The sequence below is a fragment of the Azospira restricta genome (assembly GCF_016858125.1).
Lineage (GTDB): Bacteria > Pseudomonadota > Gammaproteobacteria > Burkholderiales > Rhodocyclaceae > Proximibacter > Proximibacter restrictus.
The window spans coordinates 2,454,743-2,469,795 of record NZ_CP064781.1 but is presented as its reverse complement, the minus strand read 5'-3'; the positions used below and the strand labels follow the sequence as shown (position 1 = coordinate 2,469,795).

Annotated in this window: 13 protein-coding genes; 5 read left to right on the top strand and 8 right to left on the bottom strand. The window is 66.6% G+C overall.

The features are described 5' to 3' along the window. Nucleotides 1-38: 38 nt before the first annotated feature. Both IWH25_RS12100 and IWH25_RS12095 read left to right on the top strand, forming a co-directional pair. The gene (locus IWH25_RS12100) at nt 39-452 is read left to right on the top strand and encodes a secondary thiamine-phosphate synthase enzyme YjbQ (protein ID WP_203386053.1); all 414 of its coding nucleotides are present in this window, start codon (nt 39-41) and stop codon (nt 450-452) included. Between the two features lie 167 nt (nt 453-619). Further along, nucleotides 620-832 (top strand): hypothetical protein, encoded by a 213-nt coding sequence (locus IWH25_RS12095; RefSeq protein ID WP_203386052.1) that lies wholly within the window; start codon nt 620-622, stop codon nt 830-832. A 57-nt stretch (nt 833-889) separates the two neighbouring features. Here the strand turns inward: IWH25_RS12095 and IWH25_RS12090 are convergent, their stop codons facing one another. Continuing rightward, entirely contained in the window at nt 890-2,872 is a 1,983-nt protein-coding gene (locus tag IWH25_RS12090) for an acetoacetate--CoA ligase (protein ID WP_203386051.1), read from the bottom strand. Between the two features lie 28 nt (nt 2,873-2,900). After that, the gene (locus IWH25_RS12085) at nt 2,901-3,314 is read right to left on the bottom strand and encodes an acyl-CoA thioesterase (protein WP_238998885.1); all 414 of its coding nucleotides are present in this window, start codon (nt 3,312-3,314) and stop codon (nt 2,901-2,903) included. A gap of 102 nt (nt 3,315-3,416) precedes the next feature. Here IWH25_RS12085 and IWH25_RS12080 point away from each other — a divergent pair, with 102 nt between their 5' ends. Continuing rightward, the gene (locus tag IWH25_RS12080) at nt 3,417-5,063 is read left to right on the top strand and encodes an electron transfer flavoprotein-ubiquinone oxidoreductase (RefSeq protein WP_203386049.1); all 1,647 of its coding nucleotides are present in this window, start codon (nt 3,417-3,419) and stop codon (nt 5,061-5,063) included. Nucleotides 5,064-5,148: 85 nt separating this feature from the next. On the opposite strand, the gene IWH25_RS12075 is transcribed toward IWH25_RS12080, so the two are convergent. The 5 genes from IWH25_RS12075 to IWH25_RS12055 form a co-directional block, all read right to left on the bottom strand. Continuing rightward, complete coding sequence (locus IWH25_RS12075; RefSeq protein WP_203386048.1) at nt 5,149-6,009, bottom strand: HDOD domain-containing protein; 861 nt, start codon at nt 6,007-6,009, stop codon at nt 5,149-5,151. 354 nt (nt 6,010-6,363) lie between these two features. Then, nucleotides 6,364-8,169, bottom strand: a complete 1,806-nt coding sequence (locus IWH25_RS12070) for an acyl-CoA dehydrogenase C-terminal domain-containing protein (protein WP_203386047.1) — start codon at nt 8,167-8,169, stop codon at nt 6,364-6,366. A 45-nt stretch (nt 8,170-8,214) separates the two neighbouring features. Beyond that, nucleotides 8,215-8,880 carry an energy-coupling factor ABC transporter permease gene (locus IWH25_RS12065; RefSeq protein WP_203386046.1) on the bottom strand — a complete coding sequence of 222 codons (666 nt, stop codon included), beginning with the start codon at nt 8,878-8,880 and terminating at the stop codon, nt 8,215-8,217. A 24-nt stretch (nt 8,881-8,904) separates the two neighbouring features. After that, entirely contained in the window at nt 8,905-9,834 is a 930-nt protein-coding gene (locus IWH25_RS12060) for an electron transfer flavoprotein subunit alpha/FixB family protein (RefSeq protein ID WP_203386045.1), read from the bottom strand. 2 nt (nt 9,835-9,836) lie between these two features. Next, nucleotides 9,837-10,586: an electron transfer flavoprotein subunit beta/FixA family protein gene (locus IWH25_RS12055; RefSeq protein ID WP_203386044.1), complete on the bottom strand. Its 750-nt coding sequence runs from the start codon at nt 10,584-10,586 to the stop codon at nt 9,837-9,839. A 227-nt stretch (nt 10,587-10,813) separates the two neighbouring features. Between IWH25_RS12055 and IWH25_RS12050 the strand changes: the two genes are divergently transcribed. Next, nucleotides 10,814-11,386, top strand: coding sequence for a TetR/AcrR family transcriptional regulator (locus IWH25_RS12050; protein ID WP_203386043.1), 573 nt, complete (start codon nt 10,814-10,816; stop codon nt 11,384-11,386). Nucleotides 11,387-11,449: 63 nt separating this feature from the next. Beyond that, nucleotides 11,450-11,863 (top strand): YbaN family protein, encoded by a 414-nt coding sequence (locus tag IWH25_RS12045; RefSeq protein WP_203386042.1) that lies wholly within the window; start codon nt 11,450-11,452, stop codon nt 11,861-11,863. 33 nt (nt 11,864-11,896) lie between these two features. On the opposite strand, the gene IWH25_RS12040 is transcribed toward IWH25_RS12045, so the two are convergent. Next, nucleotides 11,897-14,971, bottom strand: a complete 3,075-nt coding sequence (locus IWH25_RS12040) for an RCC1 domain-containing protein (RefSeq protein ID WP_203386041.1) — start codon at nt 14,969-14,971, stop codon at nt 11,897-11,899. Nucleotides 14,972-15,053 lie beyond the last annotated feature (82 nt).

Below are 15,053 nucleotides of genomic sequence, written 5' to 3'. Positions count from 1 at the left end.
GAACGGGATGATGGCGCGCGGCGAGGCAAGGTGCTGACATGGCCGAGCAACACACCCTGCACTTCATCACCCGCGCCCGCGAATCGCTCGACATCACCGGCGAGGTCGCCGCGCGGGTACGCGAGTCGGCGATCGCCGCCGGCGTCGCCCATGTCTTCGTCCGCCACACCAGCTGCGGGCTGGCGATCACCGAGAACGCCGACGCCACGGTGCGCCGCGATCTGGAAACGCTGCTGCAGCGCTGGGCGCCGGACGGCGACCCGGCCTACCGGCACGACCTCGAAGGCGACGACGACATGGCGGCACATGCCCGTTCGCTGCTGACCGGGGTCTCGGTGTCGGTGCCCTTCGCCGGCGGCCGGCTGCTGCTCGGTACCTGGCAGGGAATCTACCTGTTCGAGCACCGGGCGCAGGGCCATCGGCGCGAAGTGGTGGTCACGCTGCTCGGCTGAGCAGCGCGCGCATCGTGATTCCGTCGGAATAGAAAATCCTGATGCGCAGGAACTTCACGGATCGCCTATAAACAAATTGACTGAAGGCTTTTCGATTCCTTGATAAGCCCGCCCCGGCCCACGGGCCGCCCCGACAGAAGCCGCGCGGATGCGGCAGGGAGGCTGAAATGGCGAAAGAAGCCCTGATGAAGTTCCTCGGCACGGGCATGGTGGTGCTGCCGGCGATCATGGCGGTGGGAACGGGCTCCCTCGATGCCGTCGCGATGACGCTGTTCCCGTTGCTGATGCTGATGCTGTCGGTGTTGATGGTCAATCCCGACGATCCGATCGGCGACAAGCTCAAGGCGGAAGCGCGCGAGAAGGACGAACCGCCGCAATAGCCCCTCCTCTTGCGGCGGCCCGGTCGCGGCGCTTCCGCCGCCTCCTTCGCGTGATGTTCAGCTCTGCAGTTCCGGGCGGTCGCGGAAATACGCCAGCGCCTCCGGATTGGCCAGCGCCTCGAGGTTCTTCACCGCCCGTCCGTGCACGATGTTGCGCACCGCCAGTTCGACGATCTTGCCGCTCTTCGTGCGCGGGATGTCGGCCACCTGCAGCACCTTCGCCGGCACGTGGCGCGGCGTCGTGTTGGCGCGGATCTGCTGCTTGATCCGCTCGGCCAGCGCCGCGTCCAGCGTCTCGCCGTCGCGCAGCTTGACGAAGAGCACCACGCGCACGTCGCCGATCGTTCCCGGTGGCCAGTCCTGGCCGATCACCAGCGACTCGACCACCTCCGGCAGCTGCTCCACCTGGCGGTAGATCTCCGCGGTGCCGATGCGCACGCCGCCCGGGTTCAGCGTCGCGTCCGAGCGGCCGTAGATGATCACGCCGCCGTGCGCGGTGATCTCGGCGAAGTCACCGTGGCACCAGATGTTGTCGAAGCGTTCGAAGTAGGCGGCGCGGTACTTGGCGCCGTCCGGGTCGTTCCAGAAGCCGACCGGCATCGCCGGGAAGGGCTTGGTGCACACCAGCTCGCCGCGGCCGTCGACGCCCGCCCGGCCACGCAGCGGCCGGCCCTCGTCGTCGAACACGTCGACCGCCATGCCCAGGCCGCGGCACTGGATCTCGCCGACCCATACCGGCAACAGCGGGTTGCCGAGGACGAAGCACGACAGGATGTCGGTGCCGCCGGAAATCGAGGCCAACGCGACGTCGGCCTTGATCTCGCGATAGACGAACTCGAAGCCTTCCGGCGCCAGCGGGCTGCCGGTCGAAAAGATCGCGCGCACCGTCGCCAGCCGGTGCGAGCGGCGCGGCGACAGACCGGCCTTGGCCACGGCGTCGATGAACTTCGCCGAGGTGCCGAAGTGCGTCATGCCCTCGGCATCGGCATAGTCGAACAGGATCGAGCCGGCCTTGCCGTCGGCGCCGGCGACGAAGGGCGAGCCGTCGTAGAGCAGCAGCGCGGCGCCCGAAGCGAGGCCCGACACCAGCCAGTTCCACATCATCCAGCCGCAGGTGGTGAAGTAGAACAGGCGGTCGCCCGGCTTCACGTCGCTGTGCAGCTGCTGTTCCTTCAGGTGCTGCAAGAGCGCGCCGCCGTGGCAATGGACGATGCACTTGGGCACGCCGGTGGTGCCCGACGAATACATGATGTACAGCGGATGATCGAAGGGCAGCCGGACGAAGTCCACCGCCCCGGCCGCATGCGGCGCGACGAAGTCGCGCCAGCGCACGCCGTTGCGGATCGCCGAGACGTCCGGGGTTTCCGACAGGTAGCCGACGACCACGGTCTTCTCGACCGACGGCAGCTGCGCCACCGCCTCGGCGTTCTTGGCCAGGCAGTCGACCGGCTTGCCGTTGTACCAGTAGCCGTCGACGCAGACCAGCACCTTCGGCGCGATCTGGCCGAAGCGGTCGAGCACGCCCTGCACGCCGAAGTCGGGCGAGGCCGAGGTCCAGATCGCGCCGAGCGAGGTCGCGGCAAGCATCGCCACCACCGTCTCCGGCATGTTCGGCAGATAGCCGGCGACGCGGTCGCCCGGGCCGACGCCGGCCGCCTTCAGCGCCTGCTGGAAGCGCGACACCTCGGCGTAGAGCGCTTCGCGGCTGAGCTTGCGCTTGACCTTGTCCTCGCCCCAGAAGACCAGCGCGTCGGCATGGTCGCGGTGCTTCAGCAGGTTTTCGGCGTAGTTCAGCCGGGCCTCGGGAAACCAGGCGGCGCCGGGCATGCGATCGCCGTTTACGAGCACCTTGCCGCCGCGCTCGCCGACCGCGCCGCAGTAGTCCCAGATCATCGGCCAGAAGGCCTCTGGCGCATCCACCGACCACTGCCACAGCGCGTCGTAGTTGTCGAAGCCGGCATGGCGCATGAAGGCCGCCATGCCGCTCGCCGCCGCCCGCTCGGGGCTGGGGGTCCACAGGGGTTGCCGGGCTTGTTGCATCGTTGTCTCCTCCATCTTTATTGGTTTGTCAGGACACGACTGCGCGCAGCGCGTCCGGGATCGGCACCGACTTGCCGGTGGCCGTGTCCATCCAGACGATCTTCGACGCCCCTTCCGAATAGAGGGTGTCCTCGCCGACGACGCGCAGTTCGTAATGGGTTTCCACGCTGGAGCGGCCGACGTGGCCGGCGTACAGCCGGACCTCGACCGTTCCCGGATAGGTCATCGGCACGAGGAAGGTGCACGCGGCGTTGATGATCACCGGCGCCTGCCCCTCGGGCGCCACCTTGTAGCCGAGCGCCTCCAGCCATTCGCAGCGCGCCTGCTCCATGTAGCGGAAATAGATCGTGTTGTTCACGTGCCCGTAGGCGTCCATGTCGCCCCAGCGGATGGGGATCAGGCAGGTCTGTACCAGCTTGCGGTGGGGGTGTCTTGTCTCCATGTCCTTTATTCTCGCACTTGATCGCTTGCGGAAATTTGCTACCATACGTTACCGTATTGTGCATTTCGTGCAGCATAACAAAAATTCGAGGAGAGAGAGAACATGCAACGCGAAGCGATGGAATTCGACGTCCTCATCGTCGGCGGCGGCCCGGCCGGGCTGGCCTCGGCGATCCGCTTGAAGCAGCTGGCAGCCGAAGCCGGGCAGGAGGTTTCGGTGTGCCTGATCGAAAAAGGTTCCGAGATCGGCGCCCACATTCTATCCGGTGCGGTGATGGATCCGCGCGCGATCGGCGAACTGTTTCCGAACTGGAAGGACGAAGGCGCGCCGCTCAACGCCGCGGTCAGCGAGGACCGCTTCCTGGTGCTCTCCGAGAACGGCGCCCGCCAGGTGCCGAACATGCTGCTGCCGGACTGCTTCCAGAACCACGGCAACTACGTCATCTCGCTCGGCAACGTCTGCCGCTGGCTCGGCCAGCAGGCCGAGGCGCTCGGCGTCGAGGTCTATGCCGGCTTCGCCGGTGCCGAGGTGCTGTTCGACGAGAACGGCGCGGTGATGGGCGTCGCCACCGGCGACATGGGCCGCCTCAAGGACGGCAGCGAGGGCCCGAACTTCCAGCTCGGCATGGAGCTGCATGCCAAGTACACGTTCTTCGCCGAAGGCTGCCGCGGCCACCTCGGCAAGCAGCTGCAGGAGAAATTCGACCTCAACGCCGGCCGTGACCCGCAGGTCTATGGCATCGGCCTGAAGGAGCTGTGGGAGATTGCGCCGGAGCAGCACCAGCAAGGCCTGGTCATCCACACCGGCGGCTGGCCGCTGAACCCCGACACCTACGGCGGCGGCTTCCTCTACCACCTCGAGAACAACCAGGTGACGATCGGCTACGTCGTCGGCCTCGGCTACGAGAACCCGTATCTGTCGCCCTACGAGGAGTTCCAGCGCTTCAAGACGCACCCGGAAATCCGCAGGTTCCTCGCAGGCGGCAAGCGCATCGCCTACGGCGCCCGCGCGATCGCCGCCGGCGGCCTGCAGTCGCTGCCAAAACTGACCTTCCCCGGCGGCGTGTTGGTCGGCGACGACGCCGGCTTCCTCAACGCCTCGCGCATCAAGGGCTCGCACTGCGCGATCAAGTCCGGCTCGCTGGCGGCGGAAGCCTGCTTCGAGGCGCTCGCCGGCGAGCGCCAGCGCGACGAGCTGACCGCCTTCCCGCAGAAGTTCGAACAGAGCTGGCTCTACGACGAACTCTACCGCGCGCGCAACTTCAAGCCGTGGATGGCCAAGGGCCTGCACCTCGGCGGCCTGATGTTCGGCATCGACCAGCTCGTCTTCCGCGGCAAGGCGCCGTGGACGCTGCACCACAGCGGCCCCGACCACGCCAAACTGAAGAAGGCCGCGGACTGTCAGCCGATCGCCTATCCGAAGCCGGACGGCGTCGTTTCCTTCGACCGCCTGTCCTCGGTCTTCCTCTCCAACACCAACCACGAGGAAGACCAGCCCTGCCACCTGACGCTGAAGGACGCGGCGGTACCGATCCGCGTGAACCTCGCCGACTACGATGCGCCCGAGCAGCGCTACTGCCCGGCCGGCGTCTACGAGATCGTGCGCGACGAGTCGGGACAGAATCCGCGCCTGCAGATCAACGCGCAGAACTGCGTGCACTGCAAGACCTGCGACATCAAGGATCCGACGCAGAACATCGTCTGGGTCGTGCCGCAGGGCGGCGAGGGGCCGAACTACCCGAACATGTGAGCGGCGCCATCAACGACAACGCCGTCCCGCGGGACGGCGTTTTTTTGTCGACCCGGCCGGCGGCGTGCCGGCACCGAGGGCGCGACTACGCTTCCAGCGCCAGCGCGATCGAATAGATCTCGTCGCCGGAGGCGCTGACGAATTCGGCGATCGTCTGCCGGTCGAGGCCGAGCGCGGCGCCCTCCTGCGCCCGCGCCGCCTCGCGCGTGTCGGCGTCCTCGAACGGATTCGCCGACGGCGCCAGCCAGCAGGCGAGGAAGAGGATGTCGGACAGCGACTGCGGCGGCATCGCGCCACCGAAACGGCCGCGCCCGGCGACCGCCGCGATCGTGCTTTCCGGCAGGCTGAGCGCCTCCAGCACCTTGCTGCCGACCGTCGCCTCGAGTTCGTCGATGGCTTCGATCAGCGCGCGCTGGTCCTTCAGCAGCTCGGGAAATTCGTCGGCGGCGATGCCGAGCAGGTAGAAGCGACCGAGGTCGTGCACGATGCCGGCGAGCATCGCCTCGTCCGCCGGCAGCCGGGTCAGGCGGCGGGCGACGACGTAGGACAGCGCGGCGACATGCACGCTGCGCTCCCACATGCGGTTGGCCAGCTGGCGGCATGCCGCCATGCGCTGCGAATGGCGCAGCTGGTCGAGCGTCAGCGCCATCGCCAGCGAGCGGATCGGCGCCAGCCCGACGCGCATCACCGCCTGCTTGACGTCGGTGATCGCGCGCCCCGACGGGTTCAGCGCGACCGAGTTGGCCATGCGCACGACCTTCGCCGACAGCAGCGGCTCCGAGGTGACGATGCGCGCGAGGTCGTCCATGTTCAGGTCCGGATTGTCCACCGCCTTCATCACGCGCAGGCTGGCGTCGGCGCTGGTGGCGAAGGTCAGGTTTTCGGAATGTACCGACTGCGCGGCGGGCGTCAGCGCGGCGAGGGCTTTCTGGGTCGCGGTTGTCATAAAAATCTCCGGTCCTGGCTCGCGCCATTTTAGCTTGAATACGGCCTGTCCGAAGCAATTCCGACACAATTCGGCTGCGCGCGCGATGCGTCACAGCGCGCAAAAAGTCCGTGCCGGAGCAAACGGCGCAGGCAACCGAAGAACTGCCGGCGGATCGGCGCCGCGCCCCCGATGGAACCCGCAGAGCGGATACCTTCCCCCGACCGAGACGCCGCTACCGAACCCCTGCCCCGGCACGAGTACGTCGGGCGCCGCCGGACTGAAAAATCCGGCAGCCGTCGCCGCCGCACTGCGCGGCGGAAAAAAAGAAGCCCCGGCAGGCCGGGGCTTCTGCTTTCCGCGGAACGGCGCGGGTCAGAACATCGACTCGTCCAGCGCCAGCGCACCGGCGGCGCCCTCGACGACGGTCGTCGCCAGGCCTTGCGCACGGGTCAGCTGGTGGTCGGCGAAGAAGCGCGCGGTGACGATTTTCGCCGGGTAGAACGGATCGGCATCACCGCCGTCGATCTTGGCCTGCGCGACCAGCGCGGCGCGCGCCATCTGCCAGCCGCCGGCGACGATGCCGAACAGCCAGAGGAAGGGCGCGGCGCCGACCGAGACGGCGCGCACGTCCTTGCCGTAATTGGCGACGATCCACTCCGCCGCCTGTTCGAGCGCGGCGACGCCGGCGGCGAAGCGCTGGCGGATGGCGGCGAAGTGCTCGCCGTTCTTGCCGCCACTCTGTTCGGCGAGCTGGCCGTCGAGCTGCTTCATCAGCGCGATCACCGCCTTGATCGTGGCGCCGCCTTCACGCGCCATCTTGCGTCCGATCAGGTCGTTGGCCTGGATGCCGGTGGTGCCCTCGTAGATCGCCGAGATACGCACGTCGCGCAGGTGCTGCGCGGCACCGGTCTCCTCGATGAAGCCCATGCCGCCGTGCACCTGCACGCCGGTCGAGGCGACCTCGATGCCCATCTCGGTGCTCCAGCCCTTGACCACCGGGATCATCAGGTCGACGAAGGCCTGGTTCTGCTTCCTCGTCTCCGGGTCCGGATGGTGGATCGCGGTGTCGTGTGCGGCACCGACGACGTAGGCCAGCGCGCGCGCCGCCTCGACCTGCGACTTCATGCTCAGCAGCATGCGGCGCACGTCCGGGTGGTTGATGATCGCCACCTTCGGGCCGCCGCGAACGCCGATGTCGGTGCCCTGGATGCGGTCCTTGGCGTAGGTCACCGCGCGCTGGTAGGCGCGCTCGCCGTCGGCGATGCCTTCCAGGCCGACGCCGAAGCGGGCGGCGTTCATCATGATGAACATGTACTCGAGGCCGCGGTTCTCCTCGCCGACCAGGTAGCCGATCGCGCCGCCGTGGTCGCCGTAGGCCATCACCGCGGTCGGGCTGGCGTGGATGCCGAGCTTGTGCTCGATCGACACGCACCAGGCGTCGTTGCGCGCGCCGAGCGAGCCATCGGCGTTGACCATGAACTTCGGCACGACGAACAGCGAGATGCCCTTGACGCCTTCCGGCGCGGTCGGCGTGCGCGCCAGCACGAGGTGCACGATGTTCTCGGCGAGGTCGTGCTCGCCGTAGGTGATGAAGATCTTCTGGCCGAAGATCTTGTAGCTGCCGTCGGCCTGCGGCTCGGCCTTGCTGCGCACGGCGGCGAGGTCGGAGCCGGCGTTCGGCTCGGTCAGGTTCATCGTGCCGGTCCACACGCCGGACACCATCTTCTCCAGGTAGGTCGCCTTCAATTCGTCGGAGCCGGCGAGCACCAGCGCCTCGATGGCGCCGGTGGTCAGCAGCGGGCACAGCGAGAACGCATGGTTGGCCGACTTCCACATCTCGGTGACGGCGGCATTGACCACCTTCGGCAGCCCCTGGCCGCCGAACTCGGGCTCGCAGGCGAGCGCCGACCAGCCGTTCTCGACGAACTGCTGGTAGGCCTCCCTGAAGCCCTTCGGCATCGTCACCGCCTTGTCGTGCCAGCGCGCGCCTTCCTGGTCGCCGGGAACGTTCAGCGGCGACAGCACGCCCTCGGCGAACTTGGCCGCCTCCTCGAGAACGGCATCGACCAGGTCCGGCGTCGCCTCCTCGCAGCCGGGCAGCTGCGACAGCCGCTCCAGCCCGGCGAGCTCCTTCAGCACGAACTGCATGTCGCGGACCGGTGCAATGTATTCACTCATTTCCTGTTCTCCTGATGGTTGGTTTGCTTGATCTGCTTCACTGCGCTACTTGCCGAGCAGGTAGCGCGAATCCTCGAAAGTGGCGACCCATTGCGGGCGGTAGACGACGAACAGCGTGATCACCATCCCCGACAGCCAGGCCTCGGAGAAGGCGAGCAGGCCGACGTAGGGCAGGTATTCGCTGCGCACGTAGTCGATGCTGTAGACGCCGGCGGCGACGAGCAGCCCCGAGGCGGCGATGCCGACTGCGAGGATCGACAGCGCGGCGCCGAAGAAGCCGTTGGCGAAGAGGTAGACGAACAGCTGGCGCGGCAGGAAGCGCTCGGAGAAGCGCAGCACGCCGCGGCTGACGCCGACGCTGACGCCGCCCATCAGCAGCGCGTTGGCGGCAAAGCTCGCCCAGCCGGCATCGCCGTTGAGGGTCACGCCGAGCAACGCCGCGCACAGCCCGATGAAGGCAAGTCCGGGCCCGAAGGCCAGCGCCAGCACCGCGGCACCGATCAGGTGCAGCGACAGGCCGGGCTTGATGCCGGCGTTCAGGCTCCACAGCAGCACCAGCACGACGATCGTCCCCAGCCAGGCGTTGAGCCGCGATGGATCGGCCAGGCGCCGCCACGGCGAGCGCCAGACCACGCGCAGGAAGAGCGGGATGAACAGCAGCCACGCGGCCGTCGTCCAGGCGCCGGCGAGCAGGCCGTCCGGCAGGTTCATCCCGGCCTCCTTTCCGCCTCCGCGTCAGACCGCCGCGGTGAGCTGCGGCACGACCTCGAACAGGTCGCCGACCAGGCCGTAGTCGGCGACCTGGAAGATCGGCGCCTCCGGATCCTTGTTGATCGCCACGATCACCTTCGAATCCTTCATGCCGGCGAGGTGCTGGATCGCCCCCGAGATGCCGACCGCGATATACAGCTGCGGCGCGACGATCTTGCCGGTCTGGCCGACCTGGTAGTCGTTCGGCACGAAGCCGGCGTCCACCGCCGCGCGCGAGGCGCCGAGCGCGGCGCCGAGCTTGTCGGCGAGCGGTTCGAGCAGCGCGTGGTAGTTCTCGCCGTTGCCGACGCCGCGGCCGCCGGAGACGATGATCTTGGCGGCGGTCAGTTCCGGGCGCGCCGACTTGGTCAGCTCGCGCCCGACCAGCTTGCTGTTGCCGGCATCCGCCGCGGCGGCGACGCTTTCGACGGCGGCCGAACCGCCCTCGCCGGCTGCCTCGAAGGCGGTGGTACGCACGGTGATGACCTTCACCGCGTCGGCTGACTGCACGGTGGCCAGCACGTTGCCGGCATAGATCGGGCGGATGAAGGTGTCGGCGGAGTCGACGCCGACGATGTCGGAGATCTGCGCGACGTCGAGCAGCGCGGCGACGCGCGGCATGAAGTTCTTGCCGGCGGTGGTGGCCGGGGCGACGAGGTGGCTGTAGCCGGCGGCGTTGGCGACGACCAGCGCGGCGACGTTCTCGGCGGTCTGGTCGGCGTAGTGGGCGGCATCGGCGACCTTCACCCTGCCGACGCCGGCGACCTTGGCCGCGGCTTCCGCCGCAGCAGCGCAGCCGCTGCCGGCGACCAGCACGTGGATGTCGCCGCCGATCTTCGCGGCGGCGGTGACGGCGTTCAGCGTCGCCGGCTTCAGGGAGAGGTTGTCGTGTTCGGCAATGACGAGAATGGCCATGATCAGATCACCTTCGCTTCGTTCTTCAGTTTCGCCACCAGGTCGGCGACGTCCGCGACCTTGACGCCGGCCTGGCGCTTCGCCGGTTCGGCGACCTTCAGCGTCTTCAGCCGCGGCGCGACGTCGACGCCGAGGTCGGCAGGCTTGACCGTATCGAGCGGCTTCTTCTTCGCCTTCATGATGTTCGGCAGGGTCGCGTAGCGCGGCTCGTTCAGGCGCAGGTCGGTGGTGATCACCGCCGGCAGCGCGATCTCCAGCGTCTCCAGGCCGCCGTCGACCTCGCGGGTGACGGTGGCCTTGCCGCCGGCGATGACGACCTTCGAGGCGAAGGTGGCCTGCGGCCAGCCGAGCAGCGCGGCGAGCATCTGCCCGGTCTGGTTGGCGTCGTCGTCGATCGCCTGCTTGCCGAGGATCACCGCCTGCGGCTGCTCCTTGTCGACCAGCGCCTTGAGCAGTTTGGCAACGGCCAGCGGTTGCAGTTCGACGTCGGTTTCGACCAGAATGCCGCGGTCGGCGCCGATCGCCATCGCCGTGCGCAGGGTTTCCTGGCAGCCGGCGACGCCGGCGGAAATGGCGACGACCTCGGTCGCGACGCCGGCTTCCTTCAGGCGGACGGCTTCCTCGACGGCGATTTCGTCAAAGGGGTTCATCGACATCTTGACGTTGGCGATATCGACGCCGGTGCCGTCGCTCTTCACGCGCACCTTGACGTTGTAATCGACGACGCGTTTGACAGGGACGAGAATTTTCAAGGCTACTCTCCTTTAATTGCGGCCATCCGGGCGACGGAGCCGAAGCGGTCAAATGACGCGACGATTATGTCACGCAGCCCGCGGCGGCGTTTGACATCGCCCTCCGGGCGCCCGACAATAGGCCATACTCTACGGTATGGACTGGTGCGTACGGTACCGTATGGAAAATTTGATGTCAAGCCGGCCGCGCGGCGCAATCGGCCCCACCAACACGACAGCGGAACGCGATGAACACTGAACGACCGAGCCGTACCCAACTCGACCGCAACGACTGGATCGAAGGCGCCATCGACGTCCTCGCCGACCAGGGCGTCGCCGGGCTGCGCGTCGAAGTCCTCGCCAAGAACTTCGGCGTCACCAAGGGCAGCTTCTACTGGCACTTCAAGGACCGCCAGGATCTGCTCGACGCCGTCGTCGAGGTGTGGAAGGAAGGCCGCCTGCGCGACATCGAGAAGCAGACGACCGCCGCGTCGGGCAAGGAGCTGGAGCAGATCCACCACGTCATCGACGTCTACAGCGCGGTACGCAACCGCAAGGGGATCTCGATCGAGCTGGCGGTGCGCGACTGGGCCCGGCACGACGCGAAGGTGAACGCGGTGGTCGAGGCGGTCGATGCCTACCGCCTCGAATGCACGCGCAAGCTCTTCGTCCAGCTCGGCTTCCCCGACGACGAGGCGCGCGCGCGCAGCATCCTCGTCTTCGCCTACGTCTTCGGCCACAGCCTGATGGCCTACGACCGCGCCAACCCGAAAGTCCCCGAATTCAAGCGCTGGATCGCGGAACGGATCACCGGCCGGTAGAATACCGGCACGATGAACGACCCTGCGTCACTTTCCGTGTCCCCGCGCCCGGCGCCCGGCGACATGCCCGCCTCCCGCCTGCACGCCTCGCCGCTGGTGCGCTGGCTGCTGTGGATCACCGGCTCCATCGCGCTGCTGCTCGGCATCCTCGGCGTCTTCCTGCCGGTGCTGCCGACGACGCCCTTCATCCTGCTCGCCGCCGCCTGCTACGCCAAGGCCTCGGAACGCTTCCACCAGCGCCTGCTGGCGCATCGCAGCTTCGGCCCGGTGATCCGCGACTGGGAGGAGTGCCGCAGCCTATCGCTGAAAACGAAGAAGGTAGCGATCTCGATGATGACACTGTCGATCAGCGTCTCCATCTGGGCGGTGCGCGAGTACCTGTGGCTGCAGCTGATGCTGGCCGGCATCGCGGTCAGCGTCGGCACCTGGCTGTGGCGCCTGCCGTCGCGCGACGCTGTAACGCTCGAAGAAACCTGACCGGGCTCTTATTGCGTCGAGTTCCGCACCCGGCTAAGGCAACCCCACCACCTCGGTGGCTGCAGGACGGCTATAGTGCCTGTAGTCCGTAACGAAGGTGCCATTACCCAGTTCGCCGTACGTATTGCTTCCCCAACACTTGACCCGCCCATCGGCAAGAAGCGCGCACCCATGATCCGCGGCATAGTCAAACGCAATTGCGTCATGGACCCCATCCACGATCCAGCGTGAATCGCCGCCGTCGTCCTTGGCGCTGCAGCGGATTCTTCCGCTCTTCAGTGCACAAACATGACGCGAACTGAAGACAGTGGCCGAAGCGCCCTTCAAGAAAGGGTACTGTCGGTCCAAGTGCTCACAGGCGCCGCCAGTGCAATCATTCATGCGGCTGGTACTGAACAGCCCGGCCGCCCCTTCCCTTGGCTCAACGACCGTCGGCGTGGGGTTCTTGCCCCACCGGTTGAAATGGCCAAGCTGCCCGTTGCTGTTGCTCCCCCAGCACATATAGCGACCATCGGTGAAGGACACGCAACTGAAATACAAGCCGACCCTGACTCCCGTAACCGTGCGTCCAGGCGTTTTCTGTCCGTCAGCCGCCGGCGTCGGCAAAGGCGCACTCCCGCCGTCACTGACCGCCGCCGGATAGACCCGTACCGGTGAAAGGCGCTTGCTATGCGTACCATCACCCAACTGACCCTCTTCATTGGCGCCCCAAGCCCAAAGCGTTCCGTCGGTTTTCAACGCGAGGGTGTGATAGTCGCCCGCCGCGACCCTCGCAAAGCCTGTGCCGATCCTGGTCGGTCTGGATCGCGCCGTCGTCGTTCCGTCGCCGATCGCGCCGACCTCGTTGCTCCCCCAGGTCCAGACCGAGCCATCCGCCGCCAGCGCGACGCCATGAAACCTCCCGATGGCGACCTGCACGAACCCCTCACCAATGCGTACAGGGTCGGCACGATCGATCTTCGTGCCGTCACCCAACTGATACGCACTGTTCTCGCCCCATGCCCACAGGCTGCCGTCCGCCTTGATTCCGTATGCATGACCGAAGCCGACGGCGACAGTCAGGAAGTTCCTGCCGACCTCTTTCGGCGGCGGCGAGAGCGGGTAGTCAGAGAGTTCCCACAAGCTTCCATCGGCCCGCAGCGCATAGCGGCCAAAATATCCGACAGCGAGCACCTTGATGTCACGCCCGAACACCTGCGGCGGCTTCGCCACGTCCCAGTAGTAGAGCCAGTCTGCAAGCGTCCCGTCGTTCCGCAGGCCGATCCCGCGTCCCATTTGGTAACCGCTGCGAAGCAGTTCGACAGTCCCAGGGGATACCTTGGTCGGCGCCAGCGCTTTTTCCATGCTGCGCGAAAAATTGCCGCGCGGATAAGTGGTCGGGATCGCCCCCCAACGCAACAAACTGCCGTCCTCCTTGAGCGCCAAGGTGTACCAGTCGTTGATCGAAACTTTCCGATACCCTTCCCCGACCTGGCGTGGCCGATTGCCGCCTTCCGTCGTGCCGTTCGCCAGTTGTCCATACTCGTTGCTGCCCCATGTCCACAGCGTCCCGTCGGCCTTCACCATCGCCGAATGGATGCGTCCGGCGGCGATGCTAATGATGTCCGCTGGCATCGGCGGCCCCTGGAGCTTCGCCTTGAGCTCGTTCCCGACGGCTTTGTCCCAGCCGCTGACGCCGTCGCCGAAGACGACGCGGGCCGGCTTGCGGCACGCTTTCGCCGTATCGAGCTGATCGCCCTCCCAAGCCCAGCCGGATGTCCACTCGCTGCCGTCGTCTTTCAGCGCGAGCAGGAAGTCATGCCCCAGTGCAACCTGCACATATCCCTTGCCGATCTGGACCGGCCGGGTATGCGTCGCGGTCGTGCAGTCGCCGAACATGCCAAGTCTGTTCGCCCCCCAAAGCCAGAGGCTGCCATCCGTTTTGACTGCGGCAGTATTCAGGAACCCCGCCACGACCTGCGCGAAACCGTCGCCGATCTTGACAGGTGATCGGCTGCTGCCGCTGTCCGTTCCGTTCCCCAGTTTTCCCCATGTGCCGTGGCCCCAAGTCCACAAACTGCCGTCCCGCTTGATCGCAGCCACATGCCCATACCCGGCTGAGACTTGGGCGAAATCGCCCCCAACCAATACGGGAAGCGTCTCGTATCCGTAGCGGCGGCCAAACCAGCTTCCGCCGCCTTCGGTGCCGAGTTGTCCGTCTCGGTTGTTTCCCCATGTCCATAACGTGCTGTCGCTCCGAATGGCGACGAAGAAATCCTCGCCTGCCGCCACCGAAATGAACGCCTTTCCGATCAGCGTCGGCTTCGCCTTCCGGTCTCCGAACGCATTGCCCTTGGCATCGCGTTGCAGCCCGCCCCAAGCCCACAAGGTGCCGTCTTTTCTAATGGCGAGGCTGAAGTCCCGGTTGGCGGCAAGAGCGACGTACCCTTCCCCCATGCGGACAGGCCAGCTGCCCTCGACGCGCTCTCCGCCAAGCTGGCCGGAGTTGTTGCTCCCCCAACCCCAGAGGCTCCCGTCCGACTTGATGCCGAGCAAATGATCCGAACCCAGCGCGATGCGGACGAAGCCCTCGCCTGTTCGCTTCGGCAACGGCTCCCGCACGCTCCATTGCCAAAGCTCGCCGTTGGCCTTCAACACTGCCGCGGAATCCGCTGCGGCCGCGACACCCGGTTTGACTTGCGGAATGGGCAGCGACAAGCGGGGCTCGTTCGGAACCAGCAGGGTGCGCCGGTAGGTCTCGCTGCTGCATGCGGCAACGTCATCGCCTACGAACCATAACCAGAACGGCTGCTCACCCTTGCCGCGCGGATTGCGCCAGGAACCATCGACCCGGTTCGCGTCGGCGTTGCTCGCCGACTGGGCGTGGATTTTCCACTGACCGGTGATTGTTCCCTTGACCGACTCCGACCACGACCCGGCACTGTTCATGCCGAGGGCGATTTCCTCGGACTTGCCGGCATAGTAGTAGGCGGCTTTTTGAGCTTCGACGCACAGCATGATCGGGGAATCGCCGATCGTCCCGTGCCAGACACCTGTCTTCGGTGACACTTGCGCAAATGCCGAAACAGAAATCAGCAAGGTCAGGAAACAAAAGCAACGACCTTTCATAAGGCAGCCCCTTTTTGTACGTATTGTTTGCTGCTCGCCACAACCGCTTAGACTCACCCCCGGAAGCTATTCAGATGGTACG

What these genes read in the sequence shown, in the direction of transcription:
- IWH25_RS12050 (WP_203386043.1), top strand. Translation starts at nt 10,814, where the DNA reads ATGAACACTGAACGACCGAGCCGTACCCAACTCGACCGCAACGACTGG.
- IWH25_RS12070 (WP_203386047.1), bottom strand. Translation starts at nt 8,169, where the DNA reads ATGAGTGAATACATTGCACCGGTCCGCGACATGCAGTTCGTGCTGAAG.
- IWH25_RS12095 (WP_203386052.1), top strand. Translation starts at nt 620, where the DNA reads ATGGCGAAAGAAGCCCTGATGAAGTTCCTCGGCACGGGCATGGTGGTG.
- IWH25_RS12060 (WP_203386045.1), bottom strand. Translation starts at nt 9,834, where the DNA reads ATGGCCATTCTCGTCATTGCCGAACACGACAACCTCTCCCTGAAGCCG.
- IWH25_RS12040 (WP_203386041.1), bottom strand. Translation starts at nt 14,971, where the DNA reads ATGAAAGGTCGTTGCTTTTGTTTCCTGACCTTGCTGATTTCTGTTTCG.
- IWH25_RS12085 (WP_238998885.1), bottom strand. Translation starts at nt 3,314, where the DNA reads ATGGAGACAAGACACCCCCACCGCAAGCTGGTACAGACCTGCCTGATC.
- IWH25_RS12065 (WP_203386046.1), bottom strand. Translation starts at nt 8,880, where the DNA reads ATGAACCTGCCGGACGGCCTGCTCGCCGGCGCCTGGACGACGGCCGCG.
- IWH25_RS12045 (WP_203386042.1), top strand. Translation starts at nt 11,450, where the DNA reads ATGCCCGCCTCCCGCCTGCACGCCTCGCCGCTGGTGCGCTGGCTGCTG.
- IWH25_RS12090 (WP_203386051.1), bottom strand. Translation starts at nt 2,872, where the DNA reads ATGCAACAAGCCCGGCAACCCCTGTGGACCCCCAGCCCCGAGCGGGCG.
- IWH25_RS12075 (WP_203386048.1), bottom strand. Translation starts at nt 6,009, where the DNA reads ATGACAACCGCGACCCAGAAAGCCCTCGCCGCGCTGACGCCCGCCGCG.
- IWH25_RS12100 (WP_203386053.1), top strand. Translation starts at nt 39, where the DNA reads ATGGCCGAGCAACACACCCTGCACTTCATCACCCGCGCCCGCGAATCG.
- IWH25_RS12080 (WP_203386049.1), top strand. Translation starts at nt 3,417, where the DNA reads ATGCAACGCGAAGCGATGGAATTCGACGTCCTCATCGTCGGCGGCGGC.